24 protein-coding genes and 1 tRNA gene are annotated in these 20204 nt (G+C 70.5%); 18 read left to right on the forward strand and 7 right to left on the reverse strand.

What is annotated here, in order from left to right; translation table 11 throughout:
• Positions 1-144: 144 nt before the first annotated feature.
• The 9 genes from ABZ079_RS08055 to ABZ079_RS08095 all read left to right on the forward strand — a co-directional run bounded on the left by ABZ079_RS08055 (position 145) and on the right by ABZ079_RS08095 (position 8748).
• Positions 145-1806, forward strand: a complete 1662-nt coding sequence (locus tag ABZ079_RS08055; RefSeq protein ID WP_356938593.1) for a diacylglycerol kinase family protein — start codon at positions 145-147, stop codon at positions 1804-1806.
• Complete coding sequence (locus tag ABZ079_RS08060; protein ID WP_356938553.1) at positions 1806-2759, forward strand: YihY/virulence factor BrkB family protein; 954 nt, start codon at positions 1806-1808, stop codon at positions 2757-2759. The genes ABZ079_RS08055 and ABZ079_RS08060 overlap by 1 nt, the downstream gene beginning before the upstream one ends.
• Complete coding sequence (locus ABZ079_RS08065) at positions 2760-3554, forward strand: phosphatase PAP2 family protein (RefSeq protein WP_356938554.1); 795 nt, start codon at positions 2760-2762, stop codon at positions 3552-3554.
• A gap of 189 nt (positions 3555-3743) precedes the next feature.
• Complete coding sequence (locus ABZ079_RS08070) at positions 3744-4094, forward strand: STAS domain-containing protein (RefSeq protein ID WP_356938555.1); 351 nt, start codon at positions 3744-3746, stop codon at positions 4092-4094.
• Positions 4095-4269: 175 nt separating this feature from the next.
• Positions 4270-4719, forward strand: a complete 450-nt coding sequence (locus ABZ079_RS08075) for a hypothetical protein (RefSeq protein WP_356938556.1) — start codon at positions 4270-4272, stop codon at positions 4717-4719.
• 67 nt (positions 4720-4786) lie between these two features.
• Positions 4787-5227: an ATP-binding protein gene (locus ABZ079_RS08080; protein ID WP_356938557.1), complete on the forward strand. Its 441-nt coding sequence runs from the start codon at positions 4787-4789 to the stop codon at positions 5225-5227.
• A gap of 136 nt (positions 5228-5363) precedes the next feature.
• A complete protein-coding gene (locus ABZ079_RS08085; protein ID WP_356938558.1) occupies positions 5364-6626 on the forward strand; it encodes a fused response regulator/phosphatase in 1263 nt (420 codons plus the stop codon).
• Between the two features lie 86 nt (positions 6627-6712).
• Positions 6713-8293 (forward strand): ATP-binding protein, encoded by a 1581-nt coding sequence (locus ABZ079_RS08090; RefSeq protein WP_356938594.1) that lies wholly within the window; start codon positions 6713-6715, stop codon positions 8291-8293.
• Positions 8290-8748 (forward strand): response regulator, encoded by a 459-nt coding sequence (locus ABZ079_RS08095; RefSeq protein ID WP_356938559.1) that lies wholly within the window; start codon positions 8290-8292, stop codon positions 8746-8748. The genes ABZ079_RS08090 and ABZ079_RS08095 overlap by 4 nt, the downstream gene beginning before the upstream one ends.
• Positions 8749-8770: 22 nt before the next feature.
• Here the strand turns inward: ABZ079_RS08095 and ABZ079_RS08100 are convergent, their stop codons facing one another.
• Entirely contained in the window at positions 8771-9616 is an 846-nt protein-coding gene (locus ABZ079_RS08100; protein ID WP_356938560.1) for an RNA polymerase sigma factor SigF, read from the reverse strand.
• Between the two features lie 304 nt (positions 9617-9920).
• On the opposite strand from ABZ079_RS08100, the gene ABZ079_RS08105 reads away from it, so the two are divergent.
• From ABZ079_RS08105 to ABZ079_RS08115, 3 genes are read left to right on the forward strand one after another with little or no spacing between them, the layout of a single operon-like run.
• The gene (locus tag ABZ079_RS08105) at positions 9921-10106 is read left to right on the forward strand and encodes a hypothetical protein (RefSeq protein WP_356938561.1); all 186 of its coding nucleotides are present in this window, start codon (positions 9921-9923) and stop codon (positions 10104-10106) included.
• Positions 10103-10705: a PRC-barrel domain-containing protein gene (locus tag ABZ079_RS08110; protein WP_356938562.1), complete on the forward strand. Its 603-nt coding sequence runs from the start codon at positions 10103-10105 to the stop codon at positions 10703-10705. Before ABZ079_RS08105 ends, ABZ079_RS08110 begins: the two co-directional genes overlap by 4 nt.
• Complete coding sequence (locus ABZ079_RS08115; RefSeq protein ID WP_356938563.1) at positions 10702-11133, forward strand: hypothetical protein; 432 nt, start codon at positions 10702-10704, stop codon at positions 11131-11133. Before ABZ079_RS08110 ends, ABZ079_RS08115 begins: the two co-directional genes overlap by 4 nt.
• A gap of 159 nt (positions 11134-11292) precedes the next feature.
• Here ABZ079_RS08115 and ABZ079_RS08120 read toward each other — a convergent pair whose 3' ends face one another.
• Positions 11293-11679 (reverse strand): STAS domain-containing protein, encoded by a 387-nt coding sequence (locus ABZ079_RS08120; RefSeq protein WP_356938564.1) that lies wholly within the window; start codon positions 11677-11679, stop codon positions 11293-11295.
• A gap of 156 nt (positions 11680-11835) precedes the next feature.
• On the opposite strand from ABZ079_RS08120, the gene ABZ079_RS08125 reads away from it, so the two are divergent.
• Entirely contained in the window at positions 11836-12315 is a 480-nt protein-coding gene (locus ABZ079_RS08125; protein WP_356938565.1) for an ATP-binding protein, read from the forward strand.
• A 107-nt stretch (positions 12316-12422) separates the two neighbouring features.
• On the opposite strand, the gene ABZ079_RS08130 is transcribed toward ABZ079_RS08125, so the two are convergent.
• Complete coding sequence (locus ABZ079_RS08130) at positions 12423-12848, reverse strand: arsenate reductase ArsC (RefSeq protein ID WP_356938566.1); 426 nt, start codon at positions 12846-12848, stop codon at positions 12423-12425.
• A gap of 106 nt (positions 12849-12954) precedes the next feature.
• Here ABZ079_RS08130 and ABZ079_RS08135 point away from each other — a divergent pair, with 106 nt between their 5' ends.
• Positions 12955-13263, forward strand: a complete 309-nt coding sequence (locus ABZ079_RS08135; protein ID WP_356938567.1) for a metalloregulator ArsR/SmtB family transcription factor — start codon at positions 12955-12957, stop codon at positions 13261-13263.
• On the forward strand, positions 13260-14366 hold the full coding sequence (gene arsB, locus ABZ079_RS08140) for an ACR3 family arsenite efflux transporter (RefSeq protein ID WP_356938568.1): 1107 nt from the start codon (positions 13260-13262) through the stop codon (positions 14364-14366). The genes ABZ079_RS08135 and arsB overlap by 4 nt, the downstream gene beginning before the upstream one ends.
• A 57-nt stretch (positions 14367-14423) precedes the next feature.
• On the opposite strand, the gene ABZ079_RS08145 is transcribed toward arsB, so the two are convergent.
• A complete protein-coding gene (locus tag ABZ079_RS08145) occupies positions 14424-14795 on the reverse strand; it encodes a metalloregulator ArsR/SmtB family transcription factor (RefSeq protein WP_356938569.1) in 372 nt (123 codons plus the stop codon).
• Between the two features lie 335 nt (positions 14796-15130).
• On the opposite strand from ABZ079_RS08145, the gene ABZ079_RS08150 reads away from it, so the two are divergent.
• Both ABZ079_RS08150 and ABZ079_RS08155 read left to right on the forward strand, forming a co-directional pair.
• On the forward strand, positions 15131-16516 hold the full coding sequence (locus tag ABZ079_RS08150) for an NAD(P)-binding domain-containing protein (RefSeq protein WP_356938570.1): 1386 nt from the start codon (positions 15131-15133) through the stop codon (positions 16514-16516).
• A gap of 279 nt (positions 16517-16795) precedes the next feature.
• Complete coding sequence (locus ABZ079_RS08155) at positions 16796-17335, forward strand: hypothetical protein (protein WP_356938571.1); 540 nt, start codon at positions 16796-16798, stop codon at positions 17333-17335.
• A 199-nt stretch (positions 17336-17534) separates the two neighbouring features.
• Here the strand turns inward: ABZ079_RS08155 and ABZ079_RS08160 are convergent.
• From ABZ079_RS08160 to ABZ079_RS08170, 3 genes are all read right to left on the reverse strand, one after another.
• Positions 17535-17608 (reverse strand) — tRNA-Pro (locus ABZ079_RS08160).
• Positions 17609-17674: 66 nt separating this feature from the next.
• Positions 17675-18433, reverse strand: a complete 759-nt coding sequence (locus ABZ079_RS08165; protein WP_356938572.1) for a Pr6Pr family membrane protein — start codon at positions 18431-18433, stop codon at positions 17675-17677.
• A 130-nt stretch (positions 18434-18563) separates the two neighbouring features.
• A complete protein-coding gene (locus ABZ079_RS08170; protein WP_356938573.1) occupies positions 18564-19490 on the reverse strand; it encodes a metallophosphoesterase in 927 nt (308 codons plus the stop codon).
• 94 nt (positions 19491-19584) lie between these two features.
• On the opposite strand from ABZ079_RS08170, the gene ABZ079_RS08175 reads away from it, so the two are divergent.
• A complete protein-coding gene (locus ABZ079_RS08175; RefSeq protein WP_356938574.1) occupies positions 19585-20052 on the forward strand; it encodes a GatB/YqeY domain-containing protein in 468 nt (155 codons plus the stop codon).
• Positions 20053-20204: the final 152 nt, after the last annotated feature.

Below are 20204 nucleotides of genomic sequence, written 5' to 3' on the forward strand. Positions count from 1 at the left end.
GGAGAGGCAACCTCCGGCCGCATATCACCGCGAGAGCTGATCACGGGAGTACAGATGCCGACCACTGTGCCGGAAAGGCCCGCGGAACTGCCCGGCGTAGGACCCGGCGAAGACCCCGGAGCGGCCGGAGACGGCCGCTCCGCGATGCCGCGCGGCATCGGCTGGTCCGCCGGGTGGATCACCGCGCTGACCGTCTGTCAGGCGGCGCTGATGGTGGGAATCGGTCTCCTGATCACCGGCCCCGCCCGCACCCTGTGGCCACTGACGGTCGAGGACAACGTCGACGAGGGCTTCGAGCGGAGACGCACGGGCACCCTCACCGCCTTGTCCTCCGTCGTGTCGGAGGCCGGCAACACCCTGACGGTGATCACCGTCACCCTGCTGAGCTGTCTGGGCCTGCTCCTGCTGCCCCGGCTGCCCAGGTGGCGACAGGCCGTCTTCCTCGCCCTCGCCGTGTCGTTGCAGTCGCTGGTCTTCCTGGTCGTCACGGTGGCGGTCGACCGGCACCGTCCGGACGTGGACCGTCTCGACGGCTCTCTGCCCACGTCGAGTTACACCTCCGGCCACACCGGCGCGGCCACCGCGATCTACGGCGGCCTGGCGGTGCTGGCACTGTCCCGGCTGCGCGGGCCGTGGCGGAGCATCGCAGCCGGACTGCTCTTCGCCGTACCGCTCCTGGTGGGAGTCGCCCGCCTCTACCGGGGCATGCACCACCCCACCGACGTCGTGGGCGGGCTCGTGAACGGGGGCCTGTCGCTGCTGATCGCAGGGCGCGCACTGCTCACGGACGGATTCGTGACCGCGCCGCCCAGGACCGCGGCCGCGGTCACGGCCGACCGCTCGAAGCGGGTCCCCGGCCACACCGCCGTGATCTTCAATCCGACGGTCACCGGCGCCGCTGTCCTCGACGCCCTGCGCCGGGTACTGGCACAACACGGCCATGACGCACCGGTGTTCATCGAGACCACCCCCGAGGACCCGGGCGGCGGGCAGACCGCCGACGCGGTCCGCGCCGGCGCGACGCTCGTGGTGGTCTGCGGTGGCGACGGAACACTCCGGGCGGCCGCCGGCTCCCTGGCGGGCACGGCGGTTCCGCTCGCCCTGGTGCCCTGCGGCACCGGCAACCTCCTGGCCCGCAACCTCGGCCTGCCGCTGGCCCCGGCCGACGCGCTCGACGCCGCGCTGCGCGGCACGGCCCACCGCGTCGACCTCGGCCGCGTCGAGGGCGACGGGCTGGCCGCCACGCACTTCGCCGCCATGTCCGGCGCGGGTCTGGACGCCGCGATGGTGCAGCGGGCCAACGACAGCGGCCGGACCAAGTCCCTGCTCGGCTGGCCCGCCTACGTGCTGGCCGCCCTCCGTGTGCTGCGCACCCCGCGCGTCCGGCTGAGCGTCCGCCTCGACGGCGCGCCGGCGCTTCGCCGTACGGCCCGCATGGTGCTGCTCGGCAACGTCGGCACCGTACAGGGCGGTATGACGCTGTTCCCGGACGCCAGTCCCGACGACGGGCGGCTCGACCTGCTGATCCTGGACCCGCGGGGTCTCGGCGGCTGGCTCGGTGCCGTACGGACGCTGGTGCGAGGCGGAACACCGGCACCGCCGTCCGCCGCGGACACCCATGGTGAGCGGGACGGAGACAAGGACCGCGGGCCCGTGGAGTTCTTCACCTTCCGTCGTGCCGAGTTCACCTTCGACGTCCCGCAGCCCCGCGAACTGGACGGCGACCCGGTGACCCCCGGACGCAGCCTGTCCGCGGAGGTCAGGCCGGGCGCCCTGACCGTCCTGCTGCCCGTACGGGGGAAGTGATGGGTACCGCCACCAAGGTCCCCGAGACGCGGGACATGAGCGGGGAGGAACTGTCCGCCGACGAGGCGTGGGCGGCACTACGCCGCTACGGCGGCTGGTCTCTGCTGCGCGACGCCTTCATCCGCTTCCGCTACGCCGACGGCTTCAGCCACTCCCGCGCCCTCGCGCTGCAGACGGTCCTGGCGGTGATACCCCTGGCCATCGCCTTCGTCGGCCTGTCCACCACCCTGCACACGGAGAACGTGGGCAGAATCGCCGAACTGACGATCCACCGGATCGCCCAGGGCCCCAGCGCCGACGTCGTCGACGACGCGCTCGACCGCAGCCGGCGCACGGCGGGCGACGGCGCACAGGTCGCCCTCTGGTTCGGTGCCGTCTTCTCGCTGGTCAACGTCACCACCGCCATGTGCCAGATCGAGCGGGGCGCCAACCGGATCTACGGCAACGAACGCGACCGCCCCTTCCACCGCAAGTACCTGCGCGGCCTGCTCATGTCCGTCTGCGCCGGACTCCCGCTCGGCCTCGGGTTCGTCGTCCTGGTCGCCGGTGACGACCTGGCCTCGGCGGCGGTGACCGTCTACCACCTCGACGCCAGCGCCCAGACGGCCTGGGACATCCTGCGCTGGCCCTTCGGGCTGCTGCTCGCACTCATCTCCGCGAGCACCGTCTTCCGCCGCTCACCCCGCCGCAAACAGCCCGGTTACACCTGGCTGGCCTTCGGCGCGGGCGTGTACCTGGTGCTGTGGATGACCCTGACCTGGCTGCTGACCCTCTACCTGAACATCAGCGGTTCGTTCGACACCGTCTACGGGCCCCTGAGCGCCTTCATGTCCCTGCTGCTGTGGGCCTACCTGACCTCCATCGCCCTGTTCCTCGGGCTGTCCTTCGCCGCGCAGCTGGAAGCGGCGCGCGGCCGACGTCCCGGTCCGATCCAAGCCGATCCGGGAGTCTGAATGGTCACGCGGGACACCGTACGCGGTCTTCGCGCAGGCCGCCGGCGGACCGACCGCAGATTCGGCGCGCGGCTGCTCGCCTCGGCCGCCGTCGCCGCCGTCACCGCCGTGCCTTTCGGGCTGCTCCTGATCCTGGTCGAGGGCCGGTGGCGGCCGTTGCGGCGCCTGGACACGAACGCCGCGCAACGCCTGCACGAGGTCGCCCTCCATCACCCGGCGTGGACGAGAACCCTCCACCTGCTGTCCGACCGGGTCTGGGATCCCGTCACCCTCCGTGCGGCCGTCGCGGTGCTGACCGTCTGGCTGCTGTACCGCAGGGCGTGGCGCCTGGCGGCCTGGGCGGCGGTGACCGCCGTGGCCGGCGGGCTCATCGGCCTGCTGGTCAAGGCGGTGGTGGAGCGGGCCAGACCCGCTCTGCAGGAGCCGGTGGCGCATGCCCCGGGCTACTCCTTCCCGTCCGGCCACGCGATGACGGCCACCACGTCCTTCGCCATCTTCATGCTCGTGCTGCTGCCCCTGATACCGCGGGCCTGGCGGACACCGTGCTGGTGCGTCGCGGTGTTCTCCGTACTCGGCGTCGGCTTCACCAGGGTGGCCCTCGGCGTGCACTGGTTCAGCGACGTTCTGGGCGGCTGGCTCCTCGGCCTGACCGTCGTCGCCCTCACCGCGTGGTCCTTCGAGGCGTGGCGGGCCGACGCCGGCCGGGGCCGCGTCCCGGTGAGCGAGGGCCTGGAACCCGAACTCACCGAACCCGCCCCCGAAACCGGCCCCCACACCATCGAGCGCGGTGAGTGAAGGCGCACGGTGCGACGCACCACGGGTTCCCCCTGGCCGGTAACGTGGCCCAATCCATACGGGCGGTCACCACCCCGGAGAGTCGCCGGACGTCTTGTCGGCACCGTTCTGCTTGCGGCGGGATGTTGCGGGCAGCCGCTTGTTCAGGTGTGGCCCGTGGGCTGTGCGGAAACGGTGGGGGGCGGGGATGTGTCCGATGTTCCTTCGGTCGAGAGGACCCGTTCGGGCCGCTGCCTGCTGGCACGCTTCAGCGGGGAGATGGACTGGGTGACGGGGCCGATGTTCCGGACCGAGTTCCTGAATCTGCTGGACTCGGGTGACCGGTTCATCGTGCTGGATCTCAGCGGTGTCCCCTTCTGCGACTCGGCGGGTCTGAACGCCCTCCTGGCAGCACGTCGGCGTGCCGTCGAGATCGGTACCACGCTCGTCCTGGCCTGTGTGCGGGAGCAACCGCGACAGCTGCTGAAGATCACCTGCGTCGAGGAGATCCTCGACGTGTACGACACCGCGGCGGAGGCGAAGGAAGCACTCGACGGCTGACGTCCGCGCAGACGGGTGAGCTCCGCCCCTGAGCCTGTCACCCGGATGACCTATCCAGGGGACGAATTACGTATCCACCGCCCAGATCAGAGCATTTTCGAACACAGCGGCGGGGCTGAAGTGACGCCCGGCGGGTAAGTGCGTCTACTCGACGGCACCGAGGAAGGGGAAAACCATGTCAGTGGATCCCGAACTTGCCGGAGCATCGTTGGCTGCGGAACACGTCGCCGAATCGATGATCGAGTTGTGGCGGCGGGCACACGAGGATGTCGCCCCCACGATTTCCGACGAGCAGATGCGCGCCCTGCTCGCGCTGGAGAGCGAGCAGGGCGATCCGGGCGGGATCGCCAGGAACCTCGGCGTCGACTTCGCTGCGGCGGCAGGGCTGTTGGACCGGCTGGAGCGGCGCACGCTGGTGCGTCGCGGCCCCTCCGGCGAATTCCGTCTCACCGGCTCCGGAAAGTGTGTGCTCGAAGCGACGCGTCAACGCCGCCGGCAGCTTCTGGAACAGGCTGTGGTGACGGCCGCGCCACCGGACCGCCCGGTGCTCCGTGACGCGATCAACCAGCTGTACGGACGGGTGAGCCCGTTGGCCCGGGTGCCGCGCAGCCGCTCGCCGCGCTGACCGGTCCACGGGAGTCACGGATCCCGGGAACGCGAGGGAAGACGCACTGGCGAGGAGGAGGGTGTGTATGGGGAGCCCCGGCCTGCGAGAGAGCACGCGACCGCGGCGGCGCATCATCCCGGGCAACCGGTCCGAGGCCGCCGCCCATGCGCGTGGCGCCTCGCGGGATTTCCCGCACAGCCCCGATCCGCCGACCGGTGAGGAGGCGGTCTCCACCGTGGAACCGGTCGTCTCCGAACTGGCGACGAACTCCGAACTGGTGACGAACGCTGTACGGCATGCGCGCGGCGACACCTGTGTCCTGGAGCTGGACGTCTCACCTGACACGGTGTCGGTCTCCGTTCATGACGACGACCCCGCGCCACCGCGCACGCGCATACCCGACTACCCCGGAGCCGGCGGCTTCGGCCGGCCGATGGCGCGGAGACTCGCCGACGAAGTGACCGTCACGCCCACCGCGCGGGGAAAGAGGATACGCACGCGGGTCCTGCGGGTTCGAGCGATGTGATCGAGCCGAAACAGGCCTGCGATGAGGCCTTCGGAGGACACGGCAGCATGCCGCCAGTACTCTTCCGTTTGTTGCCCTGCGACAATGAGGAGCTCCGAGGGCTCAGCCGAGGCGATCGAGGAAGAAGCAGGGACGGATGCTCCCAACACAGCATGGGCCTGCCGGCGTGCGGGTCGCTCCTGGCTCCGGCACCGTCGGGGGAGCCGCGTGGGCCTGGCAGGAACCCTCGGTGCTCCTGATCGAGGACGACGAGGCGGACGCTCTCCTGGTGGAGGAGCTGGTCGCCGACTGTGCTCCGGGGATGCGGCTGACCTGGGTGCGCTCCCTGACCGAGGCGCGTGACGTACTGGCGACGGCGGCCCCGGACTGTGTGCTGCTGGACCTGCACCTGCCCGATTCCCATGGGCTGGAGGGTGTGGCCCGGGTACGCCGGTACGCGGACGTCGCGGTGGTGGTGCTGACGGGGCTGGCCGAGGAGAGCGCCGGACTGGCGGCGGTCGCCGCGGGCGCGCAGGACTACCTGGTCAAGGGGCGGGTCGAGGCGGAGCTGTTCGGCCGTGCGGTCAGGTATGCCATCCAGCGCAAGCTGGCGGAACAGGCGGCCGCGGCGTTGCAGGCCGGTCAGCTGCGGGCGGAGGAGAACCGTCGGCTGGAGCGCGGGCTGCTGCCCACGCCGCTGCTGCGTGACGCGGCGGGCCACCTGGAGGTGGTCGCCCGCTATCTTCCGGGCCGCGAGCAGGCGCTGCTCGGCGGGGACTTCTACGACGTCGTACAGACCCCGGACGGCAGCGTGCACGCGTTGATCGGGGATGTCTCGGGGCACGGTCCCGACGAGGCGGCGCTCGGGGTGGGGCTGCGGATCGCCTGGCGCACGCTCGTGGTCAGCGGTGCCACCGGCGCGCGGCAGGTGAGCACGCTGGAGGAGATCCTGGTCGCCGAGCGCACCGGTGAGCAGATCTTCGCGACGCTCACCAGCCTGGAACTGCTGCCGGACGGGCACTCAGCGCGGGTGGTGCGCGCCGGCCATCCCGGCATGCTGCTGCGGACCGGTGACGGCGTGGACTGGGTCGAGGTGCCCGGCGGACCGGCGCTCGGCGTGCTGCCGGGCGGTATGGGCCGCTGGCCGGTGCAGGACATCTCCCTGCCGGATGACGCGGGAGTCGTCCTGTTCACCGACGGCCTGTTCGAGGGCCGGACCGGCCCAGGACGTGAACGGCTCGGCGAGCATGGCCTGCTGCAGCTGGCCCGCGCCGCGGCGGCCCTTCCGGCGGAGGCGTTCGTGGATGAGCTGATCGGCCGTGCCGAGGCACTGGCCGAGGACTACGGCGGTCTCGCCGACGACGTCGCCGTGCTGCACCTGCGGTGGCACCGGCAGCCCCGAGGGAACAAGGAATCGTGACTGTGACAACGCCCCCCGCGTCGCCCGGCCCGCGTCGGCGCAGCCGGATCACCGTACAGGGCTGGTTCCACGTGGCCCTCGCGGTGATGATCGCGCTGGTGGTGACCGGCTCGGTGATCGGCGCCGAGCTGCTGGCGCGGACCGCGCGCGTCTCCGACCAGCTGATCGATGACATACAACCGGCCCATGCCGAGGCGCTGCGGTTGCAGAACGCCCTGCTGAACCAGGAGACGGGAGCTCGCGGTTACGTCATCGCCGCCGACCGGCAGTTCCTCGCGCCGTACACCGAGGGCCAACGGGCCGAGCACGACGCCGCCACCCGCCTGCGGCGTCTGATCGGCGGGCGGGCGACCCTGCGCCAGGACCTCGACGACATCGAACGCGCGGCGGCCGACTGGCGCCGCAAGTACGCCGATCCGCTCGTCGCCCGCGTCACCCCGGGCACTCCCCGCCCGGCCGGGAAGGCCACCACCGAAGACGGCAGGGCGGACTTCGATCGCATCCGTGCCCTGTTCACCACGCAGAACAGGCATCTGACCCAAGCCGGGGAGCAGAGCCGGAGCGAGCTGGCGCACATACGCACCGTACGGAACTGGGTGCTGGGCGGCATGATCGCCGCGTTCCTGCTCACCGGGGTCGCCCTGGCCCTCCTGGTCCACGCCCTGGTCGCCCGGCCCTTGGGCGGTCTGCGCACCGCGTCGCGCCGCGTGGCCCAGGGCGAGTTCCAGCACCGCATCCCGGCCGGGGGACCCGCCGACATCCGGGCCATGGCCCACGACGTCGAAGCCATGCGCCGACGTCTGGTGGCGGAACTCGACGCCTCCCGCACCCAGCACGAACACCTCACCCGACAGGCGTCCGACCTGGACGCCCAGGCGGTGGAACTGCGTCGCTCCAACGCCGAGTTGGAGCAGTTCGCCTATGTCGCCTCCCACGACCTGCAGGAGCCGCTGCGCAAGGTCGCCTCGTTCTGCCAGCTGCTGGAAAAGCGGTACGGGGACAAGCTGGACGAACGCGGCACGCAGTACATCGCCTTCGCCGTGGACGGCGCCAAGCGCATGCAGACCCTCATCAACGACCTGCTCACCTTCTCCCGGGTAGGACGGGTCAACGACGCCCATGTGCCCGTCGCCCTCGGGCAGTCCCTCGACAAGGCGGTGGCCAACCTCACCGCCGCGGCCGAGGAGTCCGGCGCGGTGATCGAGCGCCCTGACGCGCTGCCCGAGATCACCGGCGACCCGACGCTGCTCGTCATGCTCTGGCAGAACCTGCTCGGGAACGCCATCAAGTTCCGGCACTCCGACCGGCCGCCTCACATCCGCATCACCTGCGAGCCCGATCCCGACGCCGACGAGGGCACCGAGGCGTGGCGGCTGGAAGTGACGGACAACGGGATCGGCATCCCCGAGGAGTTCGCCGAAAAGGTCTTCGTCATCTTCCAGCGCCTGCACGGCCGGGACGCCTACACCGGTACGGGCATCGGCCTGGCCCTCTGCAAGAAGATCGTGGAGTTCCACGGCGGCCACATCTGGATCGACACCGCCTACACAGGCGGCACCCGCTTCTGCTTCACCCTGCCCGCCGCCACAGCGGCCACACCCGGCACGACCGCTATGGCCGGCGGGACGGCCGTCGGCCGCACCACCCCGGAAGGACAACCCGCATGACCACGCCCGACGCACAGCCCATCGAGGTCCTCCTCGTCGAGGACGACCCGGGCGACGAACTGATGACCCGCGAGGCGTTCGAGGACAACAAGATCGGCAACACCCTCCACGTCGTCCGCGACGGGGAGGAGGCCCTCGACTTCCTCTACCGCCGTGGCGCGTACGCCCAGGCCCCGACCCCGGACCTGATCCTGCTCGACCTCAATCTGCCCAAGTACGACGGCCGGCAGGTCCTCGAACGCATCAAGTCCGACCCCGACCTCGCCCACATCCCCGTGGTCGTCCTGACGACGTCCTCCGCCGAGGAGGACATCCTGCGCAGTTACAGACTGCACGCCAACGCCTACGTCACCAAGCCCGTCGACCTCGACCAGTTCATCGCCGCGGTCCGCCAGATCGACGAGTTCTTCGTGACCGTCGTACGTCTGCCCCGCCAGGACATCACCCAGCGGTGAGACGACGTGCTCCTCGCACGCGTTACTCGGTGGCGAGCATGCCCGAGCGCAGACGCGCCAGGATGCGGGAGATGAGGCGCGAGATGTGCATCTGGGAGACGCCCAGCTCCTGGCCGATCTGCGCCTGAGTCATCTCCTCGACGAACTTCAGGTGCAGGATCCGCCGGTCCCGCTCACCCAGCTTGGCGACGAGCGGGGCGAGGGCATGGAAATCCTCGACGAGTTCCAGGGCGGCGTCCTCCTCCCCGATGAACTCGGAGAGGGCCGTCTCGCCCTCGTCGGCGTCACCCGTGATCGCGGCGTCGAGGGAGGTGGAGTTGTAACCGTTGGCCGCGATCTGGACCTCGATGACCTGTTCCTCCGTGAGGTTCATCAGGGCAGCCAGCTCGGAAACCCGGGGGGCCCGGCCCAGACGACTACGAAGCTCCTCGTTGGCCTTGGCGAGTTCGGTGCGTGCCTCCTGCAGACGGCGCGGCACGTGGACGGACCAGGAGGTGTCACGGAAGAACCGCTTGATCTCACCGACGATGTAGGGAACCGCGAAGCTGGTGAACTGGACCTCGCGGGAGATCTCGAACCGGTCGATCGCCTTGATCAGGCCGATCGTGCCGACCTGGACGACGTCCTCCATGTCCTGACCGCTGTTGCGGAACCGGCGGGCGGCGAAGCGCACCAGCGACATGTTCATCTCGATGAGGGTGTTGCGCGCGTACTGGTACTCGTGGGTGCCTTCCTCGAGTACGGCGAGCCGGTCGAAGAACGACTTGGTCAGCTCCCGCGCGTCCTGGGGCGCGATCTTCTGCGGGTCCGCGATCTGCGGCAGCTCCGTGCCGGAGTCAGTCGTCGTGCCGACGAGTGCCGTCGTCATCCCAGCGCCCTCCCTGCCGTGCGTGCCCGCTCCCGTGAACAGGTCACCAACGGCGCGCCTACCCGGTCGCGGACGCATCATGCCTCGCCGCGCACGCGCAGGCAGAGCCGCCCGGCCGAACGACTTGGGGGTACGTCCTTGCGCCACGGCGCCGGGCGCCCGCCCCCACACCCGTCCGGGCACCTCCAAGTCCCGCATCACCCAAAGGCGTTACCGGGGGACGCGCTCCGCGGACCACTCGAACGGTGCAGGCTTGCCCGGCCGTCCCCGGGGCAGGCGGAGAAGCACCGAAAGAACGCCGAACGTGACGTTTGTCACCGTGAGGCCTGAGGTCAGGGAGGTCGAGATGGTGTGGTGGGTCTGGCCGGTCGCCCTCATCGCGATGGTGGTGCTGCTCGCCGGGGCGACGATCCTCGTGCAGGCGCGGCGCCGGTCCGGGACGGTGATCGCGGTCAACCGCGGGCGCGCCCGCCAGGGAGGCTGGCGGTGAACACGCTGGTGCTCGCCTCCGAGCTGTCCGGGCGGGTGGTGGTGACGCTCGGCGGCGAGGCGGTGGCGCAGGTCAAGGATGTCGTCTTCGACGGGCCGGCGGGGCGGATCACGGGATTCACCCTGAGCGGGCGCGGTCTGCTGGCCGGACCACTGAAGCAGAGCCTGCGTTTCTCCCATGTGCACGCGGTCGGGCCCGCGGCCGTGATGATCGTCAGCCAGGCGCTGTTCGAAGACCGGGACGCCGTCGTGGCGCGTGGCGAAGCCGACCGCGGCAGGGTGCTGGGTGCTCCGGTACTCACCGAACAGGGCACCGACATCGGCACCGTGGCGGACGTCGTGGTCGAGACGGGTGCGAGCGGCCGGGTGGTGGGCTTCGAGATCGCCGCCAACGACAACCTCGACCGGCAGCACCGCAAGGTGTTCATCCCCCGCGGCCAGTCACTGGCCGTTTCCGGCCAGGCGCTCGTCGTCCCCGCCCAGGCCCAGCGCTTCGTCGCCGACAACCTGCCCAGCTTCGCCGCCCAGGTCGAAGCCTTTCTCGCCCACATGCGGCAGCCCTCTCGGGCACCTTCTCGTCCGGCGAAGGAGGACCCATGATGCTCTTCTCCCAGGCCCTCGGCCTGCAGGCCATCACCGCCGACGACGCGGTCTCCGTGGGCAAGGTGGCCGACCTGACCATCGACGCGCACAACGCCGCGATCGCCGCGGTGCGGCTGTCCGGGGCCTCCGGCCCTACGAAGGCGCTGGCATGGAGCGCTGTGGAGGCGGTGGGCCCGGACGCGCTGATCGTCCGATCGCGGTTGACCGCCGAACAGGAGCAGGTTGGCGTGCCTGCCCACCACCAGGCACTCGGAAGCCGGGTGCTGACCGAGCACGGCGTTGAGCACGGCACGGTCAAGGACATCGCCTTCGACCCGGGCTCCGGACGCATCCTCACCCTCTACACGGCCCTCGGCGACATCGACGGCGCGCGCCTGTTGGGTCTCGGCTCCTACGCCGTGGTGGTACGCGCGGAATCAGTCTGAGCGGCCTCGGCAAGCGCCTACCCGAACCGGGCCTCGCCGATGGCCCCCTGCTCCGGCTGATCGGCGTGAACTTTCTCTCGGCGCCTGGCGACGTACGAGATCTCCGGGGGACACCTCGAAAGTCCCGGCGACCTGCGGCCCGCCTCCCGCGGGACGTGCTCAGGGTTCGAGCGCGTCCCGCAGGGTGAGGCGGCAGGGGATCAGCTCATCGATGCCGACGATCTGCAGGGTGCGGAGCACGGATTCGGCGGGTGCGGCCAGGCGCAGCCAGCCACCGGCCTCGGTGAGGGTGTGGTGGGCGGCGATGAGGATGTTGATCCCGCTGGAGTCCATGAAGGTGACCTGCCGCATATCGGCCACGATGCGGGGGCGGACGCTGTCGGAGACGTCCAGGGCCTGCCGCAGCTGCTCGCCGGTGTGGTGGTCGATCTCGCCGGTCAGGGTCAGCACGCGAATGCCGTCGGTGGCGGTGGACACGACCGACAGCCCGCCGGGCGGCGGTGTCTGCTCAGCTCGTTCGGTATCCGTGATTCGTCCTTCGGCCATATCGGTGATACTGGCACACCTGACGTTCGCCCGGAATGGCGTCCCCCATCCACCGGGTGATGTCCGTGCGGGGAGAGCCCGCGCCGGGGCGTCGGGCGTCATCCGCCGTTACGCGGGTACGCGCGGGGTGTGAACAGGGTAGCGAAGGCGGCCGTTATGGGATCAGTGCCTGTGGGCGAGGACGGTACGACGCCCGACGACGAGGCCATCCAGTCCCTCGTGGCGCTGAACGGGGAGGGCACGTGCATCGCCGAGGCCCGTCATCTGGCCGCCGACTTCCTCGCCCGCGTGCAGGCTGAGCATGGGTTGCCGGTCTCGCAGCGCGCCATGGACCTCACACGGCTGGTGGTCAGCGAGCTCGTCACCAACGCCCGTAAGTACGCGCCGGGCCCGATCCTGATGGACCTGCGGATCACCGGAGGCCTGGTCGAGGTCGTGGTGTGGGACTCCGATCCGGTGCTGCCGGTGGCCCGAGCCGCGGACGCCGGGCGGGTGGGCCAGCACGGTCTGGAGATCGTGATGGCTGTCGCCCAGGGTTTCGAGGTGCAGCGGGAGGTGGTCGGCAAACGTATCGCTGCCCGCATCGCCCTCATGGACGACCCGGACGGTGCGCTGTCCGGCCGCCGGCCCCTGTAGGAGCGACAGAAGGGGCCGGCGGCATGAAGGTTCCGGGGCGGGCCGTGATGCTTCGTGTCCCCGCTCTCCGACCGTGGCCCCCCGCCGGAGGAGAATGGCGGTGAGCGTCAGTCCTCGCGCTTCGCGCCGGCGTCGATCTCGGCGACCAGGGCCTCGACGCGGGCCTTGATCTCGTCGCGGATCGGGCGAACGGCTTCGACGCCCTTGCCGGCCGGGTCCTCCAGGGCCCAGTCGAGGTACTTCTTGCCGGGGAAGATCGGGCAGGCGTCGCCGCAGCCCATGGTGATGACGTAGTCGGACGCCTGAACGGCCTCGGTGGTCAGGATTTTCGGCTCGGCCTCGGAGATGTCGACGCCGACCTCCCTCATGGCCTCGACCGCGGCCGGGTTGACCTGGTCGCCGGGGACGGAACCGGCGGAGCGGACCTCGACCCGGTCGCCCGCGAGGTGGGAGAGGAATCCGGCGGCCATCTGCGAACGGCCGGCGTTGTGAACGCAGACGAACAGCACGGAGGCGAGCGGGCTGGAGGACATCGGATCTTGCCCCTTCAGGCTGTGGTCCCCACGGGAGACCGGGGTACGGGTCCCTGAGCTCAGTCTGGGATGACATCAGTCCAGACTGATGTGACAGTATCAGTCCATGCTGACGTCAGTCGACACTGATCTGATCCGGGTGCTGGCCGACCCGCTCAGACTCCGGATCGTCACCCTGCTCGCCAGGGAAGCGCTCTGCACCACGCACCTGGTCGAGGAGACCGGCGCGAAGCAGACCAACCTCTCCAACCACATGAAGGTGCTGCGCGAGGCGCGGCTCGTCGATACGGAGCCGTGCGGCCGGTTCACGTACTACAAGCTGCGTCCGGACGTCATCGCCAAGCTCGCCGGCCAGTTCGCGGAGCTGGCCGAGTCCGCCCGGTACGCCGCCGACAACAAGAGGGCCTGCCCGTGACCCGCACCGAAGCGCCCGCGACCGCCGAGGAGACCTCGATCGTCGCCAAGCTGTCGACGCTCGACCGCTTCCTCGCCGTCTGGATCCTGCTCGCCATGGCCGTCGGCCTCGGCCTCGGCCGGCTCATTCCCGGGCTCAACGACACGTTGGCCAAGGCCGAGATCGGCGGCGTCTCCCTGCCGATCGCCATGGGCCTGCTGATCATGATGTACCCGGTCCTGGCCAAGGTCCGCTATGACAGGCTCGACGCCGTCACCGGCGACAAGAGGCTCATGGCCTCCTCGCTGGTCGTCAACTGGCTCATCGGGCCGGCGGTGATGTTCGCCCTGGCGTGGACTTTCCTGCCGGATCTGCCCGAGTACCGCACTGGCCTGATCATCGTCGGCCTCGCCCGATGCATCGCCATGGTCATCATCTGGAACGACCTCGCCTGCGGTGACCGCGAAGCCGCCGCCGTCCTGGTGGCCCTGAACTCGATCTTCCAGGTGCTGGCCTTCGGCCTCCTGGGCTGGTTCTACCTCGACCTGCTGCCCGGCTGGCTCGGTCTGGGCGACGGCCGGCACCTGAACGTCTCCATGTGGAAGATCGCCCTCAACGTCGTCATCTTCCTAGGCGTCCCGCTGCTCGCGGGCTTCCTCACCCGCCGCATCGGTGAGAAGAAGCTCGGCCGCGAGGCATACGAGACCGGCTTCCTGCCGAAGATCGGCCCGTGGGCGCTGTACGGCCTGCTGTTCACGATCGTCATCCTCTTCGCCCTGCAGGGGAAGACGGTCACCTCTCAGCCGCTGGACGTCGCCCGGATCGCGCTGCCGCTGCTGGTCTACTTCGCGGTCATGTGGTTCGGCGTGTTCGCCCTGGGGAAGGCCATCGGCCTGGCCTACGACCGCACGGCCACCCTCGCCTTCACCGCCGCCGGCAACAACTTCGAGCTGGCTATCGCGGTCGCCATCGCCACCTTCGGCGTCACCTCCGGGCAGGCCCTGTCCGGCGTGGTCGGCCCGCTGATCGAGGTGCCTGCCCTGGTCGCCCTCGTCCACGTCTCCCTGGCCTGGTGCGGGAAGTTCACCACCCGTACCCAGGCTCCGGTCAGGCAGGCACGCTGAAGCTGCCGCCCCGGGTCCGGGGCGGCCAGGCTCATCCTCACTCTTGCGCTGTCGGCTTCAGACGGCGGTCGGCAGCGCCAGCAGCTTGCCCATCGCCGCCAGTACGGAGGGCTCGACCCGGTAGTACACCCAGGTACCGCGCCGTTCGGAGGTCAGCAGCCCGGCCTCCTTCAGCTTCTTCAGGTGGTGGGAGACGGTCGGCTGGGAGACGCCGACATCGGAGATGTCGCAGACGCATGCCTCGCCGCCCTCGTGCGAGGCGACCGCGGAGAACAGCCGCAGCCGGACCGGGTCGCCCAGCGCCTTGAACATGCGGGCGGCCGTCTCGGCCTCCTCGGCCGTCATGGGCCGCTCGGTCAGCGGCGGGCAGCACGGCGCCACACCCCCGTCGTCGGGTGTGAGCAGCGGCAGCACCTTGACATTCGACATGCGTCTATGTTGACACATGTCGAACCAGGCGGGCCGGGTGCCAGCGGGGCCCGAGGTGGGCGGCCGGGCCGCGGACGGCACGAGTCGCCTGCCGGCCGACGCCGCGCAGGGCTTCCACGGCAGGCGCGCCGCCCCTCCAGACCCCCGAAGGCCACGCCCGGAACCGCCAGTGCGGTGCCGGCGGCGGTCGAGTCCGGCCGCCGGCGTATGGGGCGGCATCTATGTGCCGGGCGACAGCGTGAATTCGATGAATGTCTATGTTGACGCCTATCGATACAAGTGCCATGCTGGCCGCGAAGGCCATCGACAGATGTCGAAACACGCAAGGAGTCGCCGTGAACGCGCCCACCACCGAGCTGCCCGTCATCGTGATCGGAGCCGGACCGATCGGCCTGGCCGCCGCTGCCCACCTGACCGAGCGCGGCGTCGAACCCCTGGTCCTGGAAGCCGGCCAGGCCGCCGGCGCCGGGGTGCGCGAATGGGCGCACGTGCGGTTGTTCTCCACATGGGGTGAGGTGATCGACCCCGCCGCCGAAAAGCTCCTCGCCCCGACCGGCTGGACCAAGCCGGACGCGGCCACCTACCCGTCCGGCGGTGACTGGGCCGACCTCTACCTGAAGCCTCTCGCCGAAGTCCTCGGCGACCGGGTGCGCACGGGGGTCCGGGTGACCGGCGTCTCCCGCTCCGGCCGCGACCGGATCGTCGACGCCGACCGCGAAGCTCAGCCCTTCGTGGTCCACGTCGAGCACCAGGACGGCCGCGAGGAGCGGTTGTTCGCCCGGGCGGTCATCGACGCGTCCGGCACCTGGACGATCCCCGGCCCCGCCGGCGGGAGCGGCCTGCCCGCGCTCGGCGAGCACGCGGCCGCCGAGAAGATCACCTACCGCGTACCCGACCTGAGGGACCCGGTCGTACGGGCCCGGTACGCGGGCAGGCGCACCGCCGTCATCGGCTCTGGGGCCTCCGCGTTCACTGCGCTGGCGTACCTCGCCGACCTGGCCAAGGCCGACACCGGTAAGGGCACGGAGGCCGTGTGGGTCCTGCGCCGCGGCATCTCCGGCTCGACCTTCGGCGGCGGCGCCGCCGATCAGCTCCCGGCTCGCGGCGCACTCGGACTGGCGGCGAAGGCCGCTGTGGACGAGGGCTACGCGGACGCGGTGACGGGCTTCCGCACCGAGGTGATCGAGCGCGACCGCGACGGTCGCCTGGTCCTGGTCGCCGAGGACGGGCGCAGCCTGGAGCCGGTGGACGAGGTGATCGTGCTGACTGGCTTCCGGCCGGACCTGTCGTTCCTGTCCGAGATCCGCCTCGGCCTGGACGAGCGCCTCCAGGCCCCGATCGCGCTCGCTCCGCTGATCGACCCCAACCAGCATTCCTGCGGCACCGTCTACCCGCACGGCCACCGTGAACTCGCTCACCCGGAGCAGGGCATCTACCTGGTCGGCATGAAGTCCTACGGCCGCGCCCCGACTTTCCTCGCGATGACCGGCTATGAGCAGGTCCGCTCCGTAGCGGCCGCCCTCGCCGGCGACACCGACTCCGCCGACCGTGTCGAACTCACCCTCCCTGAAACCGGGGTGTGCGGCGGGGCGGGGCTGTTCGACGCCCCCGAAGCAGACCAAACCGGTGGCGGGTGCTGCGCCCCGGCACCGCAGGTGATCCAGCTCGGCACAGGGGCACCAGCCGAAGAGGTCCCGGCGGGCGGCTGCTGCGGCTCGTGACCAGTCGGAGTCCCGGTACATGGGGACCTCGCGGGAAGCCGCGCGCACGGCATCTTGTATGTCCTGCACCAGGACACCTGGCAACTCCTGCCCACGGATCATGATCGCGTTACCGGATCTCAGAAGACCGGCGCGTGACCAGCTGCAATCACCCACGCACGTGAGCCGTGCATAACGAATGCCGCAATTGCCCTGCACAAGGCCGTGGCACCGGGTAGCTTTCCCTGCCTTGGGGATGCCGGGAGCCTGTCCGCGCCCGGCCGAGCGGGGAGGTGCGCGGTGGGTAAATCGGCAACTGTGCTCGGCCGGGAGATCGGCAAAACCGGGCGGGAGATGAACGTGCTGCTGCACAGGTACGGCTACCTGACAGGCGAGCCAGGCGCGTACTCCCTGACCGACAAGGGAGAGAAGTACGGCACCCAAGAGGATCATCACAGGGGCAACGTCAGGTCCCTGCACTACTACCGCCAGTGGACCACAACGACCTGGAGCGATGAGACTCTCGCGGCTCTGCTGAACGACATGACCAATGCGCCAACTCCGCCCGAGCCCGCCGAGTCGTTCCCTGACGACGACGTGACCGTCGCCGAAGCCGAGCCGGTCGGTGCCGCTGACCGGGGTGCGTCCGGTAGCACCGGTACGCGTGTCGATCTGCGAATGGTTGCGATCGCTGCTGCGCTGCTGGTCGGGGCGAAGGCTGCGCAGATCGCGGCTCCGCATGCGCAACGCTGGTGGTCTGAGACCGCCGTGCCCGCGACATCGCGCGTGCTGAAGCGACTGAAGCGGCAGGACCCGTCGGACGACGACGCCGAGACGTAAGCCTGAGACCGCTGTCGCGGTAGAACGCATCAACGGCTTCTCCGTGGCATGTCAGGCGCTGCCATGGTGGGGGGAAGGGGAGCCACCAGGGGAGCCGCGTTCCGACGTTGGATCCCAGATGGCTCCCAAGAGGCCCCGAAAACGAGTCAGGGACCCGACCCGCTCTCGCGGATCAGGCCCCTGACCTGGTACGTCTCTGTCGGGGTGGCGGGATTTGAACCCACGACCTCTTCGTCCCGAACGAAGCGCGCTGCCAAGCTGCGCTACACCCCGATGTCACTGCTTGTCGCGGCGACGACGTTTACTTTAGCCCACTGGTGGCTGGAGACGAAATCCGGTTTAGAGGGGGTGGCGGACCGGGGTCGGGCGGGCGTGGTCCAGGGCCACGAGGAGGACGCCCAGGCCGTAGATCGCGAGGCCCAGGAGGAGGGCGTTGGCCAGGGTGTTGCGGTAGCCGTGGGCGACCACGTCCAGGAAGGGGTAGAGGTGGCGGGAGGGGCTGGAGGCTGGGAGGAAGGCCGCCCGGGCGAGGGAGAAGGCCAGGTAAGCCAGGGGGTAGAGGAGCCAGGCCGCGGCCTGGCGGAGGTGCAGACGGGCCGCGGGGGTGAGGATCAGCCAGTCCAGCAGGGCCGCCGCGGGGACCAGCGTGTGCAGGATCTGCAGTGCCGCCCACTGGGCGTGCCAGCGCTCCGGGGGCGTCGTCGCGCCGGTCATGGAGAACGGAGGGGTCGTGTGGGCCAGCAGCAGGTGGTAGACCAGCGCGGCGATCAGGGCGTAGAGGAGTGCGGCGCCTGTCACGGCGGACCGGAGCGGGCGGCGGGCCCGCCAGGCTCTAGTTCCTGACAGGAACATGACCAGAGCCAGCAGCACATTGGCCTGGACGCTGAAGTAACTCAGGGCGCGGGCGGGGGTGCCCAGCCGGAGTTCCAGGGCGACGCCTGCGGCCGCGGCCACGGCGATCAGCAGGCGGAACACCGCTGTCTGGGGACGGTGAGCCGGGGCCACCACCGCTGTGGCCGGCACCTGGGTGGGGCGGGGCAGGGGTCGACCCGGGACCGCGGGCAGGTCCGGGATCTCCCTGGGTATCGGGGCGGTCATGCCCTCACGCTAGGAGCGGGGGAGGGACGGGGCCATCCGGGTTAGCCCAGGTGGGTTACTTCCCGGCGGCGGGGCGCCCCGGTGTCCCCCGCCGGCTCTCGCCGCTGCCCTGACCGTGTCCCCGCTCCGCTTACTCCCTCCCCACCAGCGTCAGCAGCGTCGCCTCCGGCGGGCAGGCGAAGCGGACCGGGGTGTAGCGGTTGGTGCCGCAGCCTGCCGAGACGTGGAGGTAGGAGGTGTGGCCCTCGGCCGTGTGGGTGGAGAGGCCCTTCACCCGGTCCGTGTCCAGGTCGCAGTTGGTGACCAGGGCGCCGTAGAAGGGGATGCACAGCTGGCCGCCGTGGGTGTGGCCGGCCAGGATCAGGGGGTAGCCGTCCGCCGTGAAGGCGTCCAGGGTGCGCAGGTACGGGGCGTGCACCACGCCCATCGAGAAGTCGTACGTCCCGGACGGGCCGCCTGCCACCTGCGCGTAGCGGTCGCGCTTGATGTGCGGGTCGTCCAGGCCGGTCAGTTCGATCGACACGCCCTCGACCTTCAGAACGCTCCGCGTGTTCGTCAGGTTCAGCCAGCCCGCCGCGTCGAAACCGTCGCGGAGGTCCTCCCACGGGTTGTGGATCGCGCCCACCGCCGACGGGTTGCCGTTCAGGCCGTGGCGGCCGCTCGCCTTCTCCAGCAAGTAGCGGGCGGGGTTGCGGAGTCTGGGGCCGTAGTAGTCGTTGGAGCCGAAGACGTAGGCGCCCGGGAACTCCATCAGGGGCCCGAGCGCGTCCAGGACCTCCGGCACGCCCTGAGGGTCCGACAGATTGTCGCCCGTGTTGATCACGAAATCCGGGCGCAGGCCCGCCAGCGACTGCAGCCAGCGCTGCTTCTTGCGCTGGCCGCTCACCATGTGGATGTCGGAGACCTGCAGTACGCGCAGCGGGCGCACGCCCGGTGGGAGGACAGGGACCGTCACTCGTCGGAGGCGGAAGGAGCGGACCTCGAAGCCCGCCGCGTACGCCAGCCCGGCGGCACCTGCCGCCATGATCCCCAGAGGTACTCCATATCGCGCGCGCATACGTCCATCGTGTCAGATCCCGGTAGCACGACGAGACCGGCCGGCCCCTAAATCAGCGGGCGTTCGGGGCGGCACACCTGCGACAATCGACCCCATGACCACCACGCTCAAGTCGAAGCTGCACGACGACCTCAACGCCGCGATCAAGGAGCGCGACGAGCTCCGCTCCTCGACGCTCAGGCTGACGCTCGCCGCGATCACCAAGGAGGAGGTCGCGGGCAAGGAGAAGCGGGAGCTCTCCGACGACGAGGTCCTCAAGGTGATCACCCGTGAGGCGAAGAAGCGCCGCGAGGCCGCGGACGCCTTCGCGCAGGGTGGTCGTGCCGAGCAGGCCGAGCGGGAGAAGGCGGAGGGCGAGGTGCTCGCCGAGTACCTGCCCAAGCAGCTGTCCGACGACGAGCTGAACGCGATCGTCGCCCAGGCCGTGGAAGAGGCGAAGGCGGCCGGCGCCGAGGGGCCGCGGGCCATGGGCGCCGTCATGAAGATCGTGAACCCCAAGGTGGCCGGTCAGGCCGAGGGCGGCCGCGTCGCCGCCGCGGTGAAGAAGCTTCTTCAGGGCTGAGCGGCCGGCCCCACGGAGAAGTACGGAGAGCGCAGCGCACCGGTACGGCGGCGGGGGGGGGCCCCCCCCCCCCCCCGGGGGGGCCCCCCCCCCCGCCCCCGCCGACCGGCCGCCGAGCCCCCCCCCCACACCGCGCGCCGGGGGGGGGGGAT

Source organism: Streptomyces sp. NPDC006314 (assembly GCF_040613075.1).
Lineage (GTDB): Bacteria > Actinomycetota > Actinomycetes > Streptomycetales > Streptomycetaceae > Streptomyces.